17 protein-coding genes, 1 tRNA gene and 1 pseudogene are annotated in these 22364 nt (G+C 70.6%); 7 read left to right on the forward strand and 12 right to left on the reverse strand.

Going from position 1 to position 22364, the window contains the following annotated elements; genetic code table 11:
* From EBO15_RS36900 to polA, 4 genes and pseudogenes are all read right to left on the reverse strand, one after another.
* Positions 1-1109, reverse strand: a pseudogene (locus EBO15_RS36900) (endonuclease/exonuclease/phosphatase family protein); the annotation flags it as partial.
* A gap of 544 nt (positions 1110-1653) precedes the next feature.
* The gene (gene rpsA, locus EBO15_RS36905) at positions 1654-3129 is read right to left on the reverse strand and encodes a 30S ribosomal protein S1 (protein WP_122199119.1); all 1476 of its coding nucleotides are present in this window, start codon (positions 3127-3129) and stop codon (positions 1654-1656) included.
* A gap of 321 nt (positions 3130-3450) precedes the next feature.
* On the reverse strand, positions 3451-4578 hold the full coding sequence (locus EBO15_RS36910; RefSeq protein WP_122199120.1) for a polysaccharide deacetylase family protein: 1128 nt from the start codon (positions 4576-4578) through the stop codon (positions 3451-3453).
* 302 nt (positions 4579-4880) lie between these two features.
* Positions 4881-7577, reverse strand: coding sequence for a DNA polymerase I (gene polA, locus EBO15_RS36915; RefSeq protein WP_122199121.1), 2697 nt, complete (start codon positions 7575-7577; stop codon positions 4881-4883).
* 44 nt (positions 7578-7621) lie between these two features.
* Between polA and EBO15_RS36920 the strand changes: the two genes are divergently transcribed.
* Positions 7622-8059 (forward strand): PaaI family thioesterase, encoded by a 438-nt coding sequence (locus tag EBO15_RS36920; RefSeq protein ID WP_378239687.1) that lies wholly within the window; start codon positions 7622-7624, stop codon positions 8057-8059.
* A gap of 401 nt (positions 8060-8460) precedes the next feature.
* Positions 8461-9009, forward strand: a complete 549-nt coding sequence (locus EBO15_RS36925) for a DUF4352 domain-containing protein (RefSeq protein WP_147481833.1) — start codon at positions 8461-8463, stop codon at positions 9007-9009.
* 93 nt (positions 9010-9102) lie between these two features.
* Here EBO15_RS36925 and EBO15_RS36930 read toward each other — a convergent pair whose 3' ends face one another.
* From EBO15_RS36930 to EBO15_RS36955, 6 genes are all read right to left on the reverse strand, one after another.
* A complete protein-coding gene (locus EBO15_RS36930) occupies positions 9103-9912 on the reverse strand; it encodes an ABC transporter ATP-binding protein (RefSeq protein WP_122199123.1) in 810 nt (269 codons plus the stop codon).
* Positions 9902-10642, reverse strand: coding sequence for an ABC transporter ATP-binding protein (locus EBO15_RS36935; protein WP_122199132.1), 741 nt, complete (start codon positions 10640-10642; stop codon positions 9902-9904). Before EBO15_RS36935 ends, EBO15_RS36930 begins: the two co-directional genes overlap by 11 nt.
* 65 nt (positions 10643-10707) lie before the next feature.
* Positions 10708-11838, reverse strand: a complete 1131-nt coding sequence (locus EBO15_RS36940) for a branched-chain amino acid ABC transporter permease (RefSeq protein WP_233616700.1) — start codon at positions 11836-11838, stop codon at positions 10708-10710.
* Positions 11839-11843: 5 nt separating this feature from the next.
* Entirely contained in the window at positions 11844-12761 is a 918-nt protein-coding gene (locus EBO15_RS36945) for a branched-chain amino acid ABC transporter permease (protein ID WP_456047887.1), read from the reverse strand.
* Between the two features lie 147 nt (positions 12762-12908).
* Positions 12909-14042 carry a branched-chain amino acid ABC transporter substrate-binding protein gene (locus tag EBO15_RS36950; RefSeq protein ID WP_233616701.1) on the reverse strand — a complete coding sequence of 378 codons (1134 nt, stop codon included), beginning with the start codon at positions 14040-14042 and terminating at the stop codon, positions 12909-12911.
* 557 nt (positions 14043-14599) lie between these two features.
* Positions 14600-15220, reverse strand: a complete 621-nt coding sequence (locus tag EBO15_RS36955; RefSeq protein ID WP_122199126.1) for an ANTAR domain-containing response regulator — start codon at positions 15218-15220, stop codon at positions 14600-14602.
* An 87-nt stretch (positions 15221-15307) separates the two neighbouring features.
* On the opposite strand from EBO15_RS36955, the gene EBO15_RS36960 reads away from it, so the two are divergent.
* A tRNA-Leu gene (locus EBO15_RS36960) sits at positions 15308-15390 on the forward strand.
* 69 nt (positions 15391-15459) lie between these two features.
* Positions 15460-16221 carry a transposase gene (locus tag EBO15_RS36965; protein ID WP_122199127.1) on the forward strand — a complete coding sequence of 254 codons (762 nt, stop codon included), beginning with the start codon at positions 15460-15462 and terminating at the stop codon, positions 16219-16221.
* Positions 16222-16238: 17 nt separating this feature from the next.
* On the opposite strand, the gene EBO15_RS36970 is transcribed toward EBO15_RS36965, so the two are convergent.
* A complete protein-coding gene (locus EBO15_RS36970; RefSeq protein WP_122199128.1) occupies positions 16239-16658 on the reverse strand; it encodes a MarR family winged helix-turn-helix transcriptional regulator in 420 nt (139 codons plus the stop codon).
* Between the two features lie 84 nt (positions 16659-16742).
* On the opposite strand from EBO15_RS36970, the gene EBO15_RS36975 reads away from it, so the two are divergent.
* A complete protein-coding gene (locus EBO15_RS36975; protein ID WP_233616702.1) occupies positions 16743-17930 on the forward strand; it encodes an MFS transporter in 1188 nt (395 codons plus the stop codon).
* 140 nt (positions 17931-18070) lie between these two features.
* Here EBO15_RS36975 and pyk read toward each other — a convergent pair whose 3' ends face one another.
* Complete coding sequence (pyk, locus tag EBO15_RS36980) at positions 18071-19504, reverse strand: pyruvate kinase (protein ID WP_122199129.1); 1434 nt, start codon at positions 19502-19504, stop codon at positions 18071-18073.
* Between the two features lie 154 nt (positions 19505-19658).
* Between pyk and EBO15_RS36985 the strand changes: the two genes are divergently transcribed.
* Together EBO15_RS36985 and EBO15_RS36990 are read left to right on the forward strand one after the other, a co-directional pair.
* Entirely contained in the window at positions 19659-20432 is a 774-nt protein-coding gene (locus tag EBO15_RS36985; protein WP_233616703.1) for a DUF6597 domain-containing transcriptional factor, read from the forward strand.
* Positions 20433-20797: 365 nt separating this feature from the next.
* Entirely contained in the window at positions 20798-22240 is a 1443-nt protein-coding gene (locus tag EBO15_RS36990) for an alkaline phosphatase family protein (RefSeq protein ID WP_233616704.1), read from the forward strand.
* Positions 22241-22364: the final 124 nt, after the last annotated feature.

Here is a 22364-nt window from a genome sequence, read left to right on the forward strand (position 1 = left end):
AGCAGCAGTCCGGCCAGGCCGGGCAGCGCGTTGTTCGGGAACGGCAGCGGCTGCAGCGCGCTCACCTGGTAGGAGATCAGGATGACGCCGACGAGCAGCCCGCCGAGGGCCGCGCCGACGTCGATCCGCCAGACCGAGCCGCCGCGTCCGGCCCGGCGCAGCGGCGCCCGGGACGCCACGGCCAGCAGCCACGCGGCGAGCACCTGCCCGATGATCACGACGGGGACGACCTCGATGCCGGTCACCGCGTACGTCCCGGCGATCGCGGCCGCGCCGACGCCGAGCAGCGTCCCGCCGAGCACCGCGACACCGCCGGGCACCGCGCGCACGGCCAGCCCGGACGCCAGGAACGCCAGCGCCAGCCCCTGCCCGACCACGACGATCACGTGCGCCATCGTCAGCGACCGCCACCCGGACGACGCGACGAACGCGGGGCTGGACAGCACCAGCACCTGCAGCGCCATGAACGGCCCGAACGCCGCCGCGCCCAGCGCGTCCCGCCAGGAGACGCCGGGCGCCTCGACCGCGCCGGAAGCCAGCTCCCGGTACAGCGCGGCCGCGCCGAGCGACACGAACACCAGGCAGACCAGCCACGGGCCGATCCCGGACCGCCACACCGGGTCCCACGTCGCGAACGCCACGCGGACGGCGGTGTCGACCGACAGGCCCGCGACGGCCGCGGTGGCGAACCCGACGCCCGACAGCCCGCGCGCGCCCTCGTACAGGGCGGTGACGGCGAGCGCCCCGACCGCGACGCCGACGAGCGCCAGCCAGGTCTGCGGGGTGAGCGCCTGGGCGAGCAGCCGCACGAGCAGCAGCGCTCCGACACCGGTCGCGAGCAGCCCGCTCGGCCCGGCCACGCGCCGCACCAGCGGCGCGAGGAACCCGGCGAGGAAGACCGCCACCACGACCGGCGCGGCCACGGCGGCGCCCGCGTCGTCGGCGAAGTGGTCGAGCTGGGGCAGCGCGAACCGGAAGGTCTGCGCGAGGACGGCGGTGGTGACGCCGATCAGCGCGAGCCGTGCCGGGCCCTGCGGGACCAGGGACGGCCCGCGCGCGGCCCGTCCGGTGGTGGTGCCTGCTGTGGTCGAGGCGTCTGTGCTGGCCAATGGAACAGATGCTCCCGGGGGACGAACCGGATACGGGTGGGCGGAGACGAACGGGCTGATACGAACGGGCTGAGACGAGCGAGCGGGGACGGGAGGGACGCGTTCCGCGGCGGCCGGCGGCGCGGGGTCCCGCGCGGGCGCACCGTCGCCCCCTCCCGGAGACGACCAGTGTCCCAGACACCGGCGTCCCTTCGCGACGCGACGCCCCGACCGGCGCAGCTCAGCACCATAACCGACATTTCAGCCCCGCACCGCCGTGTCCGCCCGCGCCGTCCCCGCCCTCCGCGCGGCGTCCCGCACGAAACCGCGCCCGCGCCCGCGATCACCGCGCGCGGAGACCGGCCGACCGCGCGATCCCGAACGAACCCACGGCCCGGCCGCCCCTCCGGCCACCCGCCCGGGCAGGGCGAACAAACCACCCCGCAGGCGGGGCGGAACGGGCCCGGACACGAAAAAGCCGCGGCCGGAGGGATCCTCTCGGATCTCCTCCGGCCGCGGTTCAAGCGGTCACCGGGGCCCTCGCGGGCCCCGGGCGATCAGTGGATCACTGGCCGCCGGACAGCTTCTCGCGCAGAGCCGCGAGAGCCTCGTCGGTCGCGAGCGCGCCGCCGGTGGTCTCGTCCTCGGCGCCGCCGCTGTAGGAGGTCTCGCCGGACGGCGCCGGGGCGCCCTCCGCCTCGGCCTCGGCCTTGCGGGCCTCCTCGATCTGCTTGCGGTGCGCGTCGAACCGGGCGCGGGCCTCGGCGTACTGACGCTCCCAGGTCTCACGCTGGGTGTCGTAGCCCTCGAGCCACTCGCCGGTCTCGGCGTCGAAGCCCTCGGGGTACTTGTAGTTGCCCTGCTCGTCGTACTCGGCGGGCATGCCGTAGAGGGTGGGGTCGAAGTCCTCTTCCTCCATGGCCGCGGCGCCCTCGTTGGCCTGCTTGAGGGACAGGCTGATGCGGCGCCGGTCGAGGTCGATGTCGATGATCTTCACGAAGATCTCGTCGCCGACCTGGACGACCTGCTCCGGGATCTCCACGTGGCGCTCGGCCAGCTCGGAGATGTGGACCAGGCCCTCGATGCCCTCCTCGACCCGGACGAACGCGCCGAACGGCACCAGCTTGGTGACGCGGCCCGGAACGACCTGGCCGATCTGGTGGGTGCGGGCGAACTGCTGCCACGGGTCTTCCTGGGTCGCCTTGAGCGACAGGGAGACGCGCTCGCGCTCCATGTCGACGTCCAGGACCTCGACCGTGACCTCCTGGCCGACCTCGACGACCTCGGAGGGGTGGTCGATGTGCTTCCAGGACAGCTCGGAGACGTGCACCAGACCGTCGACGCCGCCGAGGTCGACGAACGCGCCGAAGTTGACGATCGACGAGACCACGCCCTTGCGGACCTGGCCCTTCTGGAGCGTGTTGAGGAAGGTCTGGCGGACCTCGGACTGGGTCTGCTCGAGCCAGGCGCGGCGGGACAGGACCACGTTGTTGCGGTTCTTGTCCAGCTCGATGATCTTGGCCTCGAGCTCGCGGCCCACGTAGGGCTGGAGGTCGCGGACACGGCGCATCTCGACCAGCGACGCGGGGAGGAAGCCCCGGAGGCCGATGTCGAGGATGAGGCCGCCCTTGACGACCTCGATGACCGTTCCGGTGACGATGCCGTCCTCGTCCTTGATCTTCTCGATCGTGCCCCAGGCGCGCTCGTACTGGGCGCGCTTCTTGGACAGGATCAGGCGACCCTCCTTGTCCTCCTTCTGGAGGACGAGGGCCTCGACGTGGTCTCCGACGGCGACGACCTCGTTGGGGTCGACGTCGTGCTTGATGGAGAGCTCACGGGACGGGATGACACCTTCGGTCTTGTAGCCGATGTCGAGGAGGACTTCATCCCGATCGACCTTGACAACGGTGCCTTCGACGATGTCGCCGTCGTTGAAGTACTTGATGGTCTCGTCGATCGCGGCGAGGAACGCTTCCTCGGACCCGATGTCGTTGACCGCTACCTGCGGGGTGGTCGAGGTGGCCTCGGTGCTGCTCGTCATGTGTCGGCTGACTCCGGATACGGACATTGAGAGGTGTCAAATGCACGCGCGGAGGGCTCTTTTCCGCCCTGCCGAGGACCGGAGAAGACACAGGTTCCGAAAAACCCGTGTCGAGCACGTACCGATGTCGACGACCTGACCGAGCGCGAGCCTGCTCCGTCCGAAGCCGCACAAGCCCACAGCGCAGCGATCAGAATATGGGACCATCGGCCTCAGGTCAATCGCAGAGGTGCCCGCCACCTGCCCGCGAGGCCCGGATCCCGCCTTTCGGCGGGTGGCCGGAGGGGGCCGCAGCCCCTCCCCGGCAGGCGTTCCGCGCGTTCAGTACTCGCGCGCGTAAGGACGATACTGCTTGGCCAGTCTCTTCTCGAACGTCTTGGGGAAGGTCACGGTTCCCGGGTCGCCGTCGGAGGTGTAGCGCTCCTGCGGGTGCGCGTCGAGCCAGTCCAGCCAGGCGGTCGAGCAGAACGTCCGGCAGTCGTTCTCCTTGATCTTCCCCTCGGACCGGATGCGCGTGGCCGCCCACCGGTCGAACACCTTGTCGAACGGCGACTCGGACGGCTTCCATCCGGCGAGGAACACGATCTGGAACGAATATTTACCGTCCTCGCGCTGCGCCCAGGTCCTGTTGTGCGGGATCGAACCGAAGGGATACGCGAAGGTCGTGGTGTGCCGGCCGGTCAGGGAGACCAGTTTGTCCTCCATGCCCGCGATCTCCTTCTGGACGCCGCTCTTGCTCAGCGTCCGCAGGTCGGGGTGGGTGACCGTGTGGTTGGCGACCTCGAACCCGTTCTGGATCAGCCAGCGCAGCCCCTCGGCGGCGCGCGGCCCGAGCGCGAACAGGTCGGCGTTGCAGTAGAACGTCGCGACCGGCCGGAACCCGGGGTTCTCGCGGGCGACCTGCTGGATGATCGCGACGGCGGTGTCCGGGGCGGGATTGCCCTGGGCGTCCAGGGAGAACTGGCCGGGCGTGCTGTCGTCGAACGTCAGCACGACCGGGTGCCTGCCGAGCGGGACGTCCAGCCGTCCGGACGCGAACTCGGCGGCGGTGATCGGGTAGTAGCCCGTCCTCGCCAGCCGGGTCAGCTCGGTGTACAGCTCCCTGGTCGAGCGGTCGAGCGACGCCTGCGGATGCTTCATGATCCGGTGGTACATGAACACCGGGACCTGACCCAGCTCGTTCGCCTTCGCCTGGACGGCCGCGGGCACGGCGGCGAGGATCACGTCGGCGCCCGGCGTCGCGGACGGCGAGCCCGTCGCGGGCGCCGTCGGCGTCTCTGTGGGCGTCACGGCCGGCGGACTCGCCGGCGCCGTGCCGGCGGGGGCCTTCCGCTGGGATCCCGCCGTGGCGGCATGGTGGGCGTGGCGCGTCCAGTGGTCCTGGAACGCCAGCCCGGCGACCAGGGCACAGACGACCACGATTCCGGCGATCTTGTGGAGGAGCGGCACGGGCCTCCCGTCGGTCGAAACCTACGCGGGCACGGACAAGAACCATCTATCCGAGTGATCTACCTTAAGCCCGCGCCCCTCCCCCGGTCCGGCCACGAAACACCAAAGGAACACAAAAGAAACAACCCCGTCCCCCCGCCGACCGCCGCCCCCGCACCCCTCACGAACCAAGCCGCACCGGCCCCCGGGCAAGACGAAACCGAGCCGCCCCACGCGGCGTGCGCGGGACGGCTCGGAAGGTCAGGCAGGAAGGTTCGGCAGGGTGGAAGGCACCGGGCCGGCGGGCCCGGCGCCCGGGTCGGTCAGTGGGCGGCGTCCTGCCAGGTGCGGCCGGTGCCCATGGAGACCGACAGGGGCGCGCGCAGGTCGTACGCCCCCGCCATCTGGTCGGCGACCAGCGACTTCAGGCCGTCGAGCTCACCGGGCGCGACCTCGAGGACGAGCTCGTCGTGGACCTGCAGGAGCATGCGCGAACGCAGCCCCTGGTCGCGCAGGGCGCGGTCGACGTTCAGGCTGGCGACCTTGACGATGTCGGCGGCCGAGCCCTGGATGGGCGCGTTGAGGGCCATGCGCTCGGCCATCTCGCGGCGCTGCCGGTTGTCGGAGTTGAGGTCGGGCAGGTAGCGGCGGCGCCCGAGGATGGTCTCGGTGTAGCCGTCGCGGCGCGCCTGCTCCACGACGTGCGCGAGGTAGTCGCGGACGCCCCCGAACTGCTCGAAGTACTCGTCCATGAGCTGCCGGGCCTCGTCGACGCCGATGCGCAGCTGCTGGGACAGGCCGTACGCCGACAGGCCGTAGGCCAGGCCGTAGTTCATCGCCTTGATACGGGCGCGCAGCTCCGAGTCGATCTGCTCGGGCGGCAGGCCGAACACCCGGGACGCCGTGATGGTGTGGAAGTCGGCGCCGGAGTTGAACGCCTCCAGCAGCGCCTCGTCCCCGGACAGGTGCGCCATGATCCGCAGCTCGATCTGGCTGTAGTCGGCGGTGAGCAGCGACGCGTAGCCGTCGCCGACGACGAACGCCTCGCGGATCTGCCGGCCCTCGGCCGTGCGGATCGGGATGTTCTGCAGGTTCGGGTCGGTGGACGAGAGCCGTCCGGTGGCCGCGACCATCTGGTTGAACGTGGTGTGGATACGGCCCGCGTCGTCCAGCATCGGGATGAGCGAGTCGACGATCGACTTGAGCTTGGCGACCTCACGCCACCGCAGGATCCGCTCCAGGACGGGGTGCCCCTCCTTGGCCAGCAGGTTCGTCAGGGCCTCGGAGTCGGTGGTGTAGCCGGTCTTGGTGCGCTTGGTCTTGGGGAGGCCGAGCTCGTCGAACAGCACCTGCTGCACCTGCTTGGGCGAGCCGAGGTTGAACTCGTGCCCGACCGCGTCGTGCGCCGCCTGCTCCTGCTCCTTGACCTGGCCGCCCAGGGACGCCGACAGGGACGCCAGGTGGTCGGCGTCGACGGCGATGCCGGCCCGCTCCATGTCGGCCAGGACGCGGGTGAGCGGCAGCTCGACGTCGTGCAGCAGGCGGGTCGCGCCGCGCTTGCCGAGGTCGGCGTCCAGGACGTCGGCGAGCTCGGCGACGGCGCGCGCGCGGACCGCGAGCTCCTGCGCGGCCTCCTCCTCGCCCGAGCCGTCGAGGGTGAGCTGGCCGCTGTCCTCGGTCTCGTTGGTGAGCTCGCGGTGCAGGTAGCGCAGCACGAGGTCGGCGAGGTCGAAGGTGCGCTGCCCGGGAAGCGCCAGGTAGGCGGCCAGGGCGGTGTCGGTGGTGACGCCGTCGAGCGCGAGCCCGCGCGCGCCGAGCGCCAGCATCGGCCCCTTGACGTCGTGCACGGCCTTCGGACGGGACGGGTCGGCGAGCCACGCGGCGAGCGCGCGCTCGTCGTCCTCGACCAGCTCGGCCGGGTCGAGGTGCACGGCCGGACCCTGGAGCGACGCGACGGCGAGCGCGGTGATCTCGCCCGTGCCGCGCCCCCACGTGCCGGTGACGGCGAGACCGGTGCGGTCGCCCGCGGGGGCGTTGGCCTCCAGCCAGGCGCCGAGCGCACCGGGCTCCAGCGCGTCCACCTCGACGTCGAAGCCCTCGTCGGCCTCGGGCTCGGCGGTCGTCAGCGAGGCGTAGAGCCGCTCGCGCAGCACCCGGAACTGGAGCGAGTCGAACAGGGTGTGGATCTCCTCGCGGTCCCACTGGCCCATGTGGAGCAGGTCGGGCGTCCGCTCGAGGGCGACCTCGCGGTCGAGCTCGTTGATCTGCTGGTTGCGCAGGACCCCGGCCAGGTGCTCGCGCAGGTTGTCGCCCGCCTTGCCCTTGATCTCGTCCACCTTCGCGACGAGCGTGTCGAGGTCGCCGTACTTGGCGAGCCACTTGGCGGCCGTCTTCGGGCCGACGCCGGGGACGCCCGGCAGGTTGTCGCTGGACTCGCCGACCAGCGCGGCCAGCTCGCGGTACCGCTCCGGCGGAACGCCGTACTTGGCCTCGACCGCGGCCGGGTCCATGCGGGCGAGCTCGGACACGCCGCGGATCGGGTAGAGGACGGTGACGTGCTCGTCCACCAGCTGGAACGCGTCCCGGTCGCCGGTCACGACCAGGGTCTCCATACCCCGCGCGGACGCCTGGGTGGCGAGCGTGGCGATGATGTCGTCGGCCTCGAAGCCCGCCACGGACATGCGCGGGATGCGCAGCGCGTCCAGCACCTCGAAGATCAGCGAGACCTGGGAGCGGAACTCGTCCGGCGTCTTGGCCCGGCCGGCCTTGTACTCGTCGTACTGCTCGTGCCGGAACGTCGGCTCGGACCGGTCGAACGCCACCGCGATGTGCGTCGGCCGCTCGTCGCGCATGACGTTGATGAGCATCGAGGTGAAGCCGTACACCGCGTTGGTGGGCTGCCCGTCGCTGGTGTTGAAGTTCTCCACCGGCAACGCGAAGAACGCCCGGTAGGCCAGGGAGTGCCCGTCGAGCAGCAGGAGCCGGTCATGCTTGTCAGGGGTCGATGCTTGGGTCGCCACACCAGGACTCTAGTCTGCGCGTACGACAGTTTGAGGGAGGCTCTGTGACGGAGGAGCAGCGGATCCTCGCCGAGAAGCTCGGCGCGGACTTCGCCGGCCTGGACGTGACCGGGGATCTGGCCACGTCCATGGGCATCGAGTACCTGGAGGCCTCTCCGGAGCGCGTGGTGGGCCGGATGCCGGTGGCGGGCAACACCCAGCCGTACGGGCTGCTGCACGGCGGCGCGTCCTGCGTGCTGGCCGAGTCCCTCGGCTCGGTCGGCTCGGCGCTGCACGCCGGCGCGGGCCGGATCGCGGTCGGCATTGAGATCAACGCCACGCACCACCGGTCGGCGACCACGGGGTTCGTCACCGGCGTGGCGACCCGGGTGCACGGCGGGAACACCCTCGCCACCTACGAGATCGTGATCACCGACGACCGGGACCGCCGCGTCTGCACGGCCCGCCTGACCTGCATGCTCCGCGACGCCCCCCAGAACTGACCCCCTCACCTCCCCCGCCTCCGGGCCCGTCCGCGGACGGACACGCCCGTCGAGAGGGATCTCCGCGCCGGACGAGAAAGATCGCTGTGCCGGGCGAGAAAGATCGCTCAGGTGCGGCGCTTCCTTTGCGGCGGGTATGGCCGGGTCGGTAACGTGGATCGGAAGGCCCGAGGTCACCGAGTAGACAACGCACGCGTCCGCGAGGACGCGTTGCGGCCCCAAAGGTGGCCTCGGGCCAACATCTTCCCCGCCCCGGACCGGCGGGAATCCCTGTTCCGAGGGTGGGGGACGCGCCGCCCGAGGGCCCCGGCGACACCTGCTTCCGGGTTTCACCGGTTGCGATTCGGTTGCGAATCCCGCCGGACCTTCACGCCGCCCGGACGCCCGCCTACCGTCGGGGCATGCGCCGGGTGAGACCGCTCACAACCGCCTTGTCCGCTTTGGCCGCCGCCGCCCTGCTGGGCTCGACGCTCCAGGGCTGCTCGCAGCACAAGGACACCGGGTACACACTGCCCTCCGAGAAGCTCCGCGACGGCGAGAAGGCGCAGAGGAACCGCACCGGACGCAGCGCCGACATGCAGTTCACGGTCGTCGCCTACACCGACGGGATCAGCACGATCCTCGGAACGCACGCCGAGATGAAGCCCAAGGGACAGTTCGTCCGGATCCGCCTGCTGTGCGTGAACGTCGGACGCGACATCCAGGTCTTCGACACCTGGGCCCAGCGCCTCGTCCTCAGCGACGGCAGCCAGCTCGGCGCGGACGTCAACAGCACCATGGTGAAGCGGCAGCCCGAACGGCTCTCCGTCGGCGCGAACATGCGCGCCGAGTTCGACGTGTGGTTCGACGTGCCCAAGGGCGTGACGGTGAAGTCCGTCCGGCTGTTCGGCTCCCCCACCGTCGGCATGGTCACCGACCCCGCGCCCGCCGTGATCCCCCTCCCGTCCTGACCCCCGGCACACGACACACAGCACACGGCACACGGCACGGACACGGAAACGGCCGCCGCCGCCCCGGGCAGGGGCGGCGACGGCCGTGACGGATCAGGAGGATGACGCGTCGCCGTCCTCCTCCACCGACTCCGGAGCCGCGACCGGCGGAGTGTCCTCCAGGCAGTCGGCCGACGCGCCCGCGCCGACCTGCGCCTCCGCGCCGCCGCCCAGATAGGCGGCCCGCACCTGCGGGTCGTCCAGCAGGTCCGAGGCCGGGGCCGACTTCACGACCCGGCCCGTCTCCAGCACGTACGCGCGGTGCGCGACCTGCAGCGCCTGGCTGGCGTTCTGCTCGACCAGCAGCACGGTCGTGCCACGCCGGTTGATCTCCACGATGATCGAGAAGATCTGCTGCACCAGCTTCGGCGCCAGGCCCATGGACGGCTCGTCCAGCAGCAGCACCTTCGGCTTCGCCATCAGCGCGCGGCCGATCGCGAGCATCTGCTGCTCACCACCGGACATCGTCCCGCCCGCCTGCGACTTGCGCTCGGCCAGCCGCGGGAACAGCTCGTAGACCTCGGCCAGCTCCTTGGAGAAGTCCCCCCGCCGGGCGTACGCGCCCATCAGCAGGTTCTCCTCCACCGTCATGCCAGGGAACACGCCCCGGCCCTCCGGCGACTGCCCGATGCCCGCCAGCACCCGCTTGTGCCCCGGCATCTTGCTGATGTCCTGCCCGGCGAACCGGATCGACCCCGACGTCAGCGGACGCAACCCCGAGATCGTCTTCAGCGTGGTCGTCTTCCCGGCGCCGTTCGCGCCGATCAGCGTGACGATCTCACCCTCGTCGACCTCGGCGGAGATCCCCTTCAACGCGGCGATCTTGCCGTAGTGGACATGGATGTCGTTGATCTCAAGAAGCATCGGCCGGAGCCCCCAGGTACGCCTCGATGACCCGCTGGTCGTTCTGGATCTCGGCCGGCAGCCCCTCAGCGATCTTCTGCCCGAAGTCCACCACCGCGATCCGGTCGCTGATCCCCATCACCAGGCTCATGTCGTGCTCGATGAGCAGCACCGTCACACCCGAGTCGCGGATCTTGCGGATCAGCTCCTGCAGCTCGATCTTCTCCGCCGGGTTCATGCCCGCGGCCGGCTCGTCCAGCAGCAGCAGCCTCGGGTCGGTCGCCAGCGCCCGCGCGATCTCCAGACGCCGCTGGTCGCCGTACGGCAGGTTCTTCGCCGCCTCACCGCCACGGTGCCCGACACCGACGAACTCCAGGAGCTCGGCGGCCTTCTCCCGGCCCTGACGCTCCTCACGCCGGTGCCAGGGCAGACCGAGCGCCGCGCCCGCCACACCCGTCCGGTGGTGCGCGTCCGCGCCCACCATGACGTTCTCCAGCGCCGTCATGTTGTGGAACAACCGGACGTTCTGGAACGTCCGCGCCACACCGAGCTTGGTCACGGCGTACCGCTTCTTGCCGTCGATGCGCCGCCCCCCGAAGACCACCTCGCCCTCGGTCGGCTGGTACACCCCGGTCGTCACGTTGAACACCGTGGTCTTGCCCGCGCCGTTCGGCCCGATCAACGCGAAGATCTCGCCCTCGCGGACGGTCAGGTCCAGCTCGTTGATCGCCACGACGCCGCCGAACCGCATCACGACCCGGCGCAGTTCCAGCACCGGCTCCGCCGCGGACGTCCCGCTTCCGATGGTCGCCTCACTCACTCGGTCACCTCCGCGGCCGTGCCCGGCCCCGCGACCTCGGCGCCCATCGACCCCATGCCGCCCGAGCCCTCCGCGAGCTCCGCCTTCCGCTGCCGGGACGGCCACAGCCCCTCCGGACGGAAGATCATCATCGCCACCAGCGCCACACCGAAGATCAGCATCCGGTAGTCCGACAGACCACGGAACCGCTCCGGCAGCCACGCCAGCAGGAACGCGCCCACGATCACGCCCGGGATGTTGCCCGAACCACCGAGGACCACGCCCGCCAGCACCAGCGCCGACACCATGAACGTGAAACTGCCCGGGTTGATCGACGTCTGCTTCGCCGCGAACACCACGCCGCCGCTGCCGCCGATCGCCGCGCCGATCGCGAACGCCGCCAACTTGAACTTGAACGTCGGCACGCCCATCAGCTCCGCCGCGTCCTCGTCCTCACGGATCGACGCCCACGCCCGCCCCACCCGGGACCTCTCCAACCGCTTCACGAACACGATCGCGACCACGATGAAGAAGACCAGCAGGTAGTAGTACGGACGCGAGTCCAGCAACCCGTACTTGAACGGCTGGACGTCCAACCCCGGCACCGTCCACTCCGACAGCGTCGGCGGGTGCGGGATCCCCTGGATGCCGCGCGGCCCGTTCACATAGTTCAGGTTGTTCGCCGTCACCCGGACGATCTCACCGAACCCCAGCGTCACGATCGCCAGGTAGTCGCCCCGCAGCCGCAACGTCGGCGCACCCAGCAGCACACCGGCCAGCGACGCGGTCACGATCGCCAGGACCAGCGTCTCCCAGAAGCTCCAGTGGTACTTCGTCGCGAAGATCGCGATCGTGTAGCCGCCCACCGCGTAGAACGCCACGTAACCCAGGTCCAGCAGACCCGCCATGCCGACCACGACGTTCAGACCGAGACCCAGCAGCACATAGATGCCGATCTGGTCGCTGAGCATCGTCGGCCAGTCCGACTCCGGCGGAGCCATGATGTTCCCGATGCCCTGCGCCGGAAGCAGCAACGCGCCGACGACCAGCAGCAGGTACACCACCCACCGAGCCCACGGCGGAGCCGACTCCCAGCGATCCCGCACCGGATCCACCGAGAACCTCGAACGCGTCCTCTTGCTCGCCACGCCCGTCATGCGCGCGCCTGCTGCAAAGACTCACCGAGGATGCCGGTGGGACGGAACATCAGAACCAGGATCAGCACCGAGAACGCCACGACGTCCTTCCACTGCGACCCGAACAGGCTCGACCCGTACGACTCGAACAGGCCCAGCACCACACCGCCGACCAGAGCGCCACGGATGTTGCCGATCCCGCCCAGCACCGCCGCCGTGAACGCCTTGATACCGAGCAGGAAGCCCGCGAAGTACCACGCCTCCTCGAACCGCGCGTAGTACAGCGCCGCCGCAGCACCGGCCATCACACCGCCGACCAGGAACGTCGCCGTCACCACCCGGTCGATGTTGACGCCCATCAGCACGGCGCTCTCCGGGTCCTGCGCCGTCGCCCGGATCCCCCGGCCCAGCTTCGTCCGGTTCACGAACTGGTCCAGCGCGATCATGATGAGGATCGCCCCGACGAAAATGATCAGGCGGTCGTTCGCGACCTTGATCGGACCGATGTCGATGACGTTCGTCCGGTGCACGAAGTGGTACGCCTGAGAGATCTTCCCGCCCTCCTTCGGCAGGCCGAACACCTTCGGCACCACGATCGTCGCGAACAACTGCTCGATCACGATGGACGCGCCGATCGCCGAGATCAACGCCGCCAGCCGCGACGCCCCGCGCTTCCGCAACGGCCGGTACGCGACCAGCTCCAACAGCACCGCGCCACCGCCCGACACCGTCCCCGCCACGAGCGCCGACAAAAGGATCGCACCCACCAGCGCGAACCCACCGAGGTTCGACACACCCATGGTCTTGACCGTCCACATCGCCGCGAACGTCCCGACCATGAAGATGTCCGCGTGCGCGAAGTTGATCAGCCGCAGCACGCCGTACACCATCGTGTACCCGAGCGCCACCAGCGCGTACACCGCGCCGAGTGACAAGCCGTCGATGGTCGACGGCCAGAATTGATGAATGAAGTCTGAGAACACCTGAGTCGCCCTTGTCAAAAGGGGCGGGAGCGCTTGTGGCGCTCCCGCCCCCGCACGGTCAAGGCGCCCCTCCTACGAGAGGCCGTAGAGGCGCGAGCCTCAGCTCGTGGGCTTGGCCTCCCCGGCCTTGCCCAGCAGACCGATCTTGTTGCCCGACACCTGGTAGATGAAGATGTCGTGCGCGGCGAGCTCGCCCTTGTCGTCGAACTTGATCTCCTTGCCGACGCCCTGGAAGCTCTCGGTCTTCAGGAAGGAGTTGATGTCCTCCGCCGAGGTCTTCCCGGCCTTGATGGCCTCGATGAACGCCGTCGCGGCGTCATAGCCCTCGGTCGAGTAGATCGCCACGTCCGCGCCGAACTTCGCCTTGTAGTCGGCCGCGAACGTCTTCGCCTTGTCGTTGGACTTGCCCTCCGGGTCGATCAGGCACCCGCAGGACAGGAACGTGTCCTTGGTGTTCTGCTGGCCCTGGGCCTCGATCAGGCCCGCGGCGACCGAACCGTCGCCCGACATCAGCTTGCCCTTGAACCCGGACTCGCGCAGCTGCTTGAACAGCCGCCCCGCCACCGAGTAGTAGCCGCCGAAGTACACCGCGTCCGGCTTGAACTGGTTGATCTTGTTCACCGTGGACGAGTAGTCGGTGGCCTTGTCGTCCACCGAGTCACTCTGGACCTGCGCGCCCTTCGCGGACACGGCGGTCTTGATGCCCGTCGCCAGGCCCTTGCCGTAGTCCTGGTTGTCGTCCACGGTGAAGACCTTCTTGGCCTGCAGCGCGTCCGAGATGAACAGGCCCGCGCCCGCGCTCTGCACGGTGTCGTTCGCGACGACCCGGTGCCAGAAGCTCCAGCCCTTGTCGGCCAGCGTCACGTTCGTCGCCGACGGCGTGATCGACGGGATCTTCGCCTCGTTCAGGATCGGGTTCACCGCCTGCGACTCACCCGAGAACGCCGGGCCGATCAGGCCCGCGATCTTGTCGTTCTTGATCGCGCCCTGCACCAGGGTCGTCGCCTGCTCCGGCTTGCCCTGCGAGTCGTAGGCCTTGAACTTGATCTTGACCTTGGGGTTCGTCGCGTTGTACTGGTCGACCGCGAGCTGCGCGCCCTGCTTGGGCGGGATCACCAGGCCCGAGTTCTCACCGGTCAGGTCACCCATGAACCCGATCGTGACCTCGTCGCCACCACCCGACTTCTTACTGCTGCCGCACGCGCCGGCACCGAGCGCCAGCACAGCGCTCACCGCCACTGCACCGGTGATCCTCATCATGTTGCGCCGCAAGGTGCCCAACCTTTCCATCCGGATCCGGGGAGGGATCGGGTACGAGTCATGCCCCGACGCGTCCGAGATCCTGGGAGGAGATATCGGTCACTCGGGGACCAGGTATGTCGTACACCGAGCAGAGCCGACGAAACAGGACCCCCGGACAGAAGGGTTACTCGTTCGTTACTCCCCCGTGCCCTCCCACACGACCCGATATACAGCGCGAATCACATTCAGTGACCACGCTGAACACCCACTGCCGCCGCCGGGCGACCCCCGTCACACCCCGCGCAAAACCCCACACCCGCAGCCGTCCCACGGCCTTACCACAACACCCGGACATACCCCTCGCACGCGCCCGTCCACCTCTGGCCACCCCACCCCCACCAGGCCACCCCCGCGCCACGCGCCGTCCCCCCGAACGTCACCCCCCCGCCACCAACCCCGGCCCGGCACGACACGGCCTGAAGCGGAAACGAAAAAGCCACCCGCGGCGGGATGCCCCGCCACAGGTGGCCTCACAATCGGGACGGACCTCAGCCCTCCGCCGGCGCCTCCTCCACGTCCCCCGCGCCACCGGCGCCCGCGATGACCGCCTCGGCCACGGCGCGCATCGTCAGGCGGCGGTCCATCGAGGTCTTCTGGATCCACCGGAACGCGTCCGGCTCCGTCCAGCCGTTCGCCGCCTGCAGCAGCCCCTTCGCCCGGTCGACCACCTTGCGCGTCTCCAGCCGCTCGGCCAGCCCCGCGACCTCGGCCTCCAGCGCGCGCAACTCGGTGTACCGGCTCACCGCGACCTCGATCGCGGGCCGCAGGTCCGCCTTGGTGAACGGCTTCACCAGGTACGCCATCGCCCCGGCCTCGGTCGCCCGCTGGACAAGCTCGGCCTGCGAGAACGCCGTCAGCATCACCACCGGCGCGACCCGCTCCGCCGAGATCTGCTCGGCCGCGCTGATCCCGTCCAGTACCGGCATCTTGACGTCGAGGATGACCAGGTCGGGCTTCAGCTCGACGGCGAGCCGCACCGCGGCCTCTCCGTCCCCCGCCTCACCCACGACCTCGTAGCCGTCCTCCTGAAGCATCTCCTTGAGGTCCAGCCGGATCAGGGCCTCATCTTCTGCGATCACAACTCGCCGAGCGCTCTCCGTCACGCGCACGAGCCTACCGGCGTCCGCTACGCTGTCCCCCAGGCCCCCTCACCAAGGACCCATGATCTGGACATTGAGTACCATGTCCGGATATATGCCGGGATGGTGGAATGGTAGACACGAATCACTCAAAATGATTTGTCCGCGAGGGCGTGCGGGTTCGAATCCCGCTCCCGGTACCGCCTGAACGCAAACCGTCGTCCATCACGGACGGCGGTTTTGTCGTACCCCTGCGTGACACTGACCGCATGTACGACCCGAGAATGCGCCAGAAGGCGCTCGAACTGCTGAACGAAGGCCGGCCCGTCGCCGAGGTGAACCGGCGGACCGGCATCCCGACCACGACCCTCTACAACTGGCGGAAGAACCTCTCCGCCCAGTTCGAGCGGGTCTTAGCCACGTGTCCGCGCTGCCACGACCGTCCGGTGGACGAGGCCGCGTACTCGTACCTGCTGGGCCTGTACCTCGGTGACGGCCATATCGCGCACGCCCCCGGCCACAAGGGGGTGTTCCGCCTCGAGATCGCCTGCGGTGACGTCTGGCCGGGGTTGATCGACGCCTGTGCCGATGCACTGGCCGTGGTCATGCCCGGTCTCAAGATCGGGCGTCGGGCGAGCCCCGGTTGCACCAACGTCGGCGCCTACTCCAAGCACTGGCCGTGCCTCTTCCCTCAGCACGGCCCCGGAATGAAGCACACCCGCAAGATCGAACTCGTCCCCTGGCAGAGAGCGATCGTGGATCGGCGCGGACGTGAGTTCATTCGCGGCCTGATCCATTCCGACGGATGCCGCACCACCAACCGCGTCCGGCGGACGAGCAACAGCGGAGATCGGCGGCACGAGTACCCCCGCTACTTCTTCACCAATGCGTCCGATGACATTCGGAAGCTCTACACGGACTCGCTCGACGCGCTCGGGATCGCGTGGAGGCAGAACAGCGCGCGGAACATCTCGGTGGCTCGGGCGGAGGCGGTGGCCCTGTTGGACGGGTTCGTGGGGCCCAAGTACTGACGGGGCGGGCGTCCGGGTCAGGCGACGAGGTTCTGGAGGAGGGCGCGGAGGGCGTCCTGCTGGTCGGTGTCGAGGGCGGCGAGGGGGGTGTGGGCGGCGAGGTGGGCGAGGACCTCGGCGCGGCGCTCGTGGCCGGTTTCGGTGAGGACGACCTGTTTGGCGCGGCGGTCGGTGGGGTGGGGGCGGCGTTCGATGAGGCCCTGTTTCTCGAGGCGGTCGATGACGAAGGTGGCGTTGGGGGGTTCGCAGACCATGCGGTGGGCGAGTTCGCGGGCGGTGATGGGCTCGGTGAGTTCGCGGAGGGCGATGACCTGGGTGGGGGTGAGGTCGAGGTCGTCGGCGGCGCGGCGGACGTGGGCGTCGAGGTGCTGGATGAAGCGGTGGGCGAGTTTGCAGATGTCGCGGTCGAGCTCGGTGTCGGCGGCGGGCTGGTGCATGGGGGAAGTGTAGCGAGGTGGTTCGATCCATGATAATTATGACTCGAATCATTCGAGCTATAACTAGTTGGGTGGTGGCACTTCGTGCTGCTCTGGTCGCTGATGCTCGTCGTCTTCGGGCTGACGACGGGCGAGTTCGTGGTCGCGGGGATCCTGCCGGACGTGGCGGGCGGGCTCGGTGTGTCGGTCCCGGCGGCGGGACTGCTGGTGACGGCGTACGCGGCGGGGATGATCGTCGGCGGGCCGGTGGTGACCGTCCTGACGGCGCGGTCGTCGCGGCGGACGCTGGTGGTGGGCCTGGTCGGTGTGGCGGTGGCCGCGAACGCCTGGTCGGCGGTGGCGCCGAACTACGCGTCGTTGCTGGCGGGACGGTTCGTGGCGGGGTTGGTGGTCGCGACGTTCTTCGCGGTGGGGATCACGACCGCGGTGGGGATGGCGCCGGAGGGCGGCCAGGCGAGGGCGGTCGCGCGGCTGACGGTCGGGATGAACCTCGGGATGGTGCTGGGGACGCCGCTCGGGACGCTGGTGGGCCACGCGGTGGGGTGGCGCGCGTCGTTCGGGGCGGTGGCGGTGCTGGTGCTGGTGGCGTTGCCGCTGGTGGCGCGGGCGGTTCCCGGGGGCGGGTCGGCGTTGGACGGGGTGTCGGCGGTGGCCGGGCTGCGGGCGTTCGCGGATCGGGGCGTCCTGGCGGCGATCGCGATGACGGTGCTGGGCAACGTGGGCGTGGTGATGGTGTTCAGCTTCATCGCGCCGTTGATGACGGATGTGGCGGGGTTCTCGTCGGGTGCGGTGCCGGTGCTGCTGCTGGTGTACGGCGCGGGCGCGGTGCTGGGGAACTTCGCGGGCGCCTGGCTGGCGGACCGGGCGTTGATGCCGTCGGTGGCGGGCCTGCTCGCGGTGCTGGCGGGGGTGCTGGGCGCGGGGTGGTTCGCCGGTGGGAGCCGGGTGGCGGCGGGGGTGCTGGTGTTCGTGCTGGGGGCGCTGGCGTTCGCGGTGATCCCGGGGTTGCAGACGCGGGTGGTGTCGTCGGCGCGGACGGCTCCGATGCTGGCGGTGGCGGTGAACGCGTCGGGGTTCCAGGTCGCGGCGGCGTTCGCGGGCTGGCTGGGCGGCCGGGTGATCGACGCGGGTGGGGGCGCGCGGGGGTTGTATCCGGTGGCGGCGGCGTTGACGGCGGCGGGTCTGCTTCTGGCCGTCGGGGTGCTGGTGAACGACCGCCGTTCGTCCGGGCGTGCGCCGGTCGTGGAGGCGGAGGCGTTGGAGCAGGTCTGATGCGGGCCGGTGGTCGGCGCGCGTGATGTCGGTGCCGTCGGTGATCCGCGTCGGAGGCGGTTTCGGCCTCCGACGCGGATTCGGCCTGTCCCGGGGCCACGCCCCGGAAGGGCCGGGGGTGGCGTGGTGGGGGCGCGGGGTCAGTCCTCGAGGTGGGCGATCGCGTCGCCGATGCGGTGGACGCGGAGGGCGTTGGTGGAGCCGGGGGTGCCGGGTGGGTTGCCGGCGACGATGACGACGCGGTCGCCCTTCTGGCAGCGGCCGGATTCGAGGAGGCCCTGTTCGACCTGGCGGACCATCTCGTCGGTGTGGTCGGCGAAGGGGACGATGAAGGTGTCGACGCCCCAGACGTGGGCGAGGCGGCCGCGGACGGCCGGGACGGAGGTGAAGGCGAGCAGGGGGATGGGCGAGCGGTAGCGGGAGAGGCGGCGGGCGGTCTCGCCGGACATGGTGAAGGCGACCAGGGCCTTGGCGCCGACGATCGCGCCGACCTCGGCGGCGGCGCGGGCGATGGCGCCGCCGACGGTCTCGGGCATGCGGTGGAGGGTGTGGGTGGCGTGGAGGCTGGCCTCCTCGGCGGTCTCCACGATGCGGCTCATCGTCCGGACGGCCTCGATGGGGTACTGGCCGACGCTGGTCTCGCCGGAGAGCATGACGGCGTCGGCGCCCTCGAAGACGGCGTTGGCGACGTCGCTGGTCTCGGCGCGGGTGGGGCGGGGCGCGCTGATCATGGACTCGAGCATCTGGGTGGCGACGATGACCGGGCGGGCCTTGTCGCGGCAGAGTTCGATGGCGCGTTTCTGGACGATCGGGACCTCTTCGAGGGGCAGTTCGACGCCGAGGTCGCCGCGGGCGACCATGATGCCGTCGAAGGCCGCGACGATCTCCTTGAGGTTCCGGACGGCCTGGGGCTTCTCGATCTTGCCGATGAGGGGGACGCGGATGCCCTCCTCGTCCATGATCCGATAGCAGATGTCGGCGTCCTCGGGGGTGCGGACGAAGGAGAGGGCGACCATGTCGACGCCGAGGCGCAGGGCCCAGCGCAGGTCGAACTCGTCCTTCTCGGTGAGGGCGGGGACGCTGACGGGGACGCCGGGGAGGTTGAGGCCCTTGTTGTCGGAGACCATGCCGCCGACGGTCACCTCGGTGGTGACGCGGGGGCCGTCGACGGCGGTGACGCGGAGGCCGACGCGGCCGTCGTCGATGAGGACGGTGTCGCCGGGTGAGACGTCGCCGGGGAGGCCCTGGTAGGTGGTGGAGACCTCGCGGCGGGTGCCGGGGACGGCCTCGGTGGTGATGACGAAGGTGTCGCCGAGCGTGAGCCGGACGGGGCCGTCGGGGAAACGGCCGATCCGGATCTTGGGGCCCTGCAGGTCGGCAAGGATGCCGACGGCGCGGCCGTGGCGCTCGGCGGCGGCGCGGATGCGGTGGTAGACCTCCTCGTGGACGGCGTGTTCGCCGTGGCTCATGTTGAGCCTGGCGACGTCGACGCCGGCCTCGACGAGGGCGTCGATCCGCTCCGGACTGGAGACGGCGGGGCCGATGGTGCTGATGATCTTCGCTCGACGGGTCACGTAGCACAACGGTATCGAGTTACCTGCCGGTATCGGTATTTGGGCAGCTCATTGACCTCGAAGGTTCATCCAGTGGTCCAGCCCATTGGTCTGGACCATCGGTGGGCGGGGGCGGCCCGGGAGGGTGTCCGGGATGCCCGCGTTGGCTATGTTGTTGACCCCCGTCGTGATCGTCGCGGGGGTGTGGGGGGCGGTTCGCGTGGGGTACGTGGAGGAGGCCGCGCCCGCCGGTTCGGGGCTGGCCCGCTCGTGGGTCCACGTGGTTCCGGTGGACGCGGAGCGGTTCGTCCAGCGGGTGGTGCCGGACGGCTGCGTGGACCTGTTCTGGTGGTCGCGGGACGCGGAGCCGATGGTGGCGGGTCCGGACACCGGTCCGATGCCGACGCCGCTGGAGCCGGGTGACGTCCTGGTCGGCGTCCGGTTCGCGCCGGGACGGGCCGCGCCGGTGCTCGGCGTCCCGGCGGACGCTCTCCGCGACGCCCGCGTCCCGTTGTCGGATCTGTGGGGCGGCGACGCCTTCCTCCTGGGCGAGCGTGCCGCCGGGGCGCCGGGCCTGGACGCGGTCCGGCGGCGGGACCTGCTGGTCGCGGCCGTGACGGAGCGGGGGCGGCGGGCTGGGCCCGTGGATCCCGTGGTGGCTCCGGTGGTGCGAGGGCTGGTCTCAGGGGCGTCCGTGCGGGACGTGGCGGACGCGGTGGGCCTGGGTGAGCGTCAGCTGCGGCGGCGGGCGCTGGTGGCGTTCGGGTACGGGCCGAAGGTGCTGCAGCGCGTCCTGCGGTTCCAGCGGGTGCTGCGGGCGGCGGGGGCGGGCGTTCCGGCGGCGGAGGCGGCGGCGGACGCCGGGTACGCCGATCAGGCGCACATGGCGCACGAGGTGCGGGACCTCGCGGGCGTCCCGCTCGGCGTGCTGCTGGGCAAAGACGGCTGAATCCCCGGGTGCGTCTCCTCGCGTCCGGTCGTGGGAGCCGCCATGATGTCGGCGTCGCGCGGGGACGGCGAGGGGCGGGCGTCCGGAATCGGCGGGTGTTTCTGATCACTCCCCTTCAGGGGTCCTGAGCTGCGCTCTCGGGGTGCGCCGGGTGGGCGCCCGCGGCCGGGTAAGGATCACGTTCACCCGGCGCGGGTACCGGCGTTACCGGTGGTGCGGCAGGTTCGTTCCGGCCTTTCCACGATCGGAGAGAGACGGGAGCCGGAATGCCGGAGCTGGAGCCGGGTGGGGCGGACGCGCGGGCGCCGCACGCGGCGGTGACGCGTCCGCCACGGGCCTCTGTGCCCACTGCTCCCCTGCGGGTGGTGACGCGTCGTCGGCTGCTGGGGGCGGCGGGGGCGGCCGCGGCGGCGGCGTTCGCCGCGGAGGTGCTGCCGCCGAACGTCCGGCGGGCGATGGCCGAGACCGCGGGTCCGCCCCGGAACGGGAGGCTGCGGGACATCAGGCACGTGGTGATCCTCATGCAGGAGAACCGCAGCTTCGACCACTACTTCGGGGTGATGCCGGGGGTGCGCGGGTTCTCCGATCCGCACGCGCCGAGGCTGCCGGACGGCAGGCCGGTGTTCTACCAGCCCGATCCGCGGAACCCGGAGGGGCACCTGCTGCCGTTCCATCTGGACTCGCGGACGACGAGCGCGCAGGCGATCCCGTCCACGAGCCACGCGTGGCAGGTGCAGCACGACTCGTGGAACGGCGGGCGGATGGACCGCTGGCTGCACGCGCACTCGGCCGCGAACGCGGACGGCGCGAACTATCCGTTCGTGATGGGTTACTACACGCGCGAGGACATCCCGTTCCACTGGGCGCTGGCGGAGCAGTTCACGGTGTGCGACCGGTACCACTGCTCGGTGCTGGGTCCGACGTGGCCGAACCGGTTGTACCTGATGAGCGCGTCCATCGACGCGGACGGCGGGCACGGCGGCCCGGTCCTGTCCAACGACGACCCGGTGCCGTACCGGTGGACGACGTATCCGGAGGCGCTGACGCGTGCCGGGGTGTCGTGGAGGGTGTACCAGCAGGCGGACAACTACGGCTGCAACGTTCTGGAGTACTTCAGGACGTTCCAGGACGCGCCGGAGAGTTCCACGCTCTACAAGAACGGGCTGCGCACCTACGACGCCGGGCGGTTCGCCTACGACGCGAAGCACGACCGGCTGCCGACGGTGTCGTGGATCATCCCGGCGAGCTACCAGTCGGAGCATCCGGACTACACCCCGGCGGCGGGCGCGGACTTCGTCGGGAGTCAGATCGACGCGATCGCCTCAAATCCCGACGTGTGGCGGAAGACGCTGTTCATCCTGAACTACGACGAGAACGACGGGTTGTTCGACCATGTCCCGCCGCCCTGTCCCCCGCCCGGGACGAGCGGCGAGTTCGTCGGCGGGCAGCCGATCGGCGGCGGGTTCCGGGTGCCGTGCCTGCTGGTGTCGCCGTGGACGCAGGGCGGGTGGGTGGCGTCCGAGCCGTTCGACCACACCTCGACGCTGCGGCTGCTGGAGCGGCTCACGCGTGTCCGGGTGCCGAACCTGACACCGTGGCGGCGGAAGGCGTTCGGGGACTTCACGAGCGCGCTGGGGGTGGCTCCGGCGCGGCGTCCGCCGAGGCTGCCCGACACCAAGAGGGCGCTGGCGCGGGCCGTGGACGAGGTCACGCGGCTGCCGCCGCCGTCGTTCCCGGTCGGCGAGCAGCGGCCGCCGCGCCAGCGGTCCGGGGCGCGGCCGAGGCCGAGGGGCTGGACCCGCGGGTGAGGAGAGGGAGGCGGACGATGCCGGTCAAGATGATCCGATGGGGCGGGCTCGCGGCGGGCGCGCTGGTCGTCGCGGCGGGGGCGTGGCCCACGGCGGACGCGCTGGGCCTGGCGGGCGGGACGGC

Source organism: Actinomadura harenae, assembly GCF_003696215.1.
GTDB lineage: Bacteria > Actinomycetota > Actinomycetes > Streptosporangiales > Streptosporangiaceae > Spirillospora > Spirillospora harenae.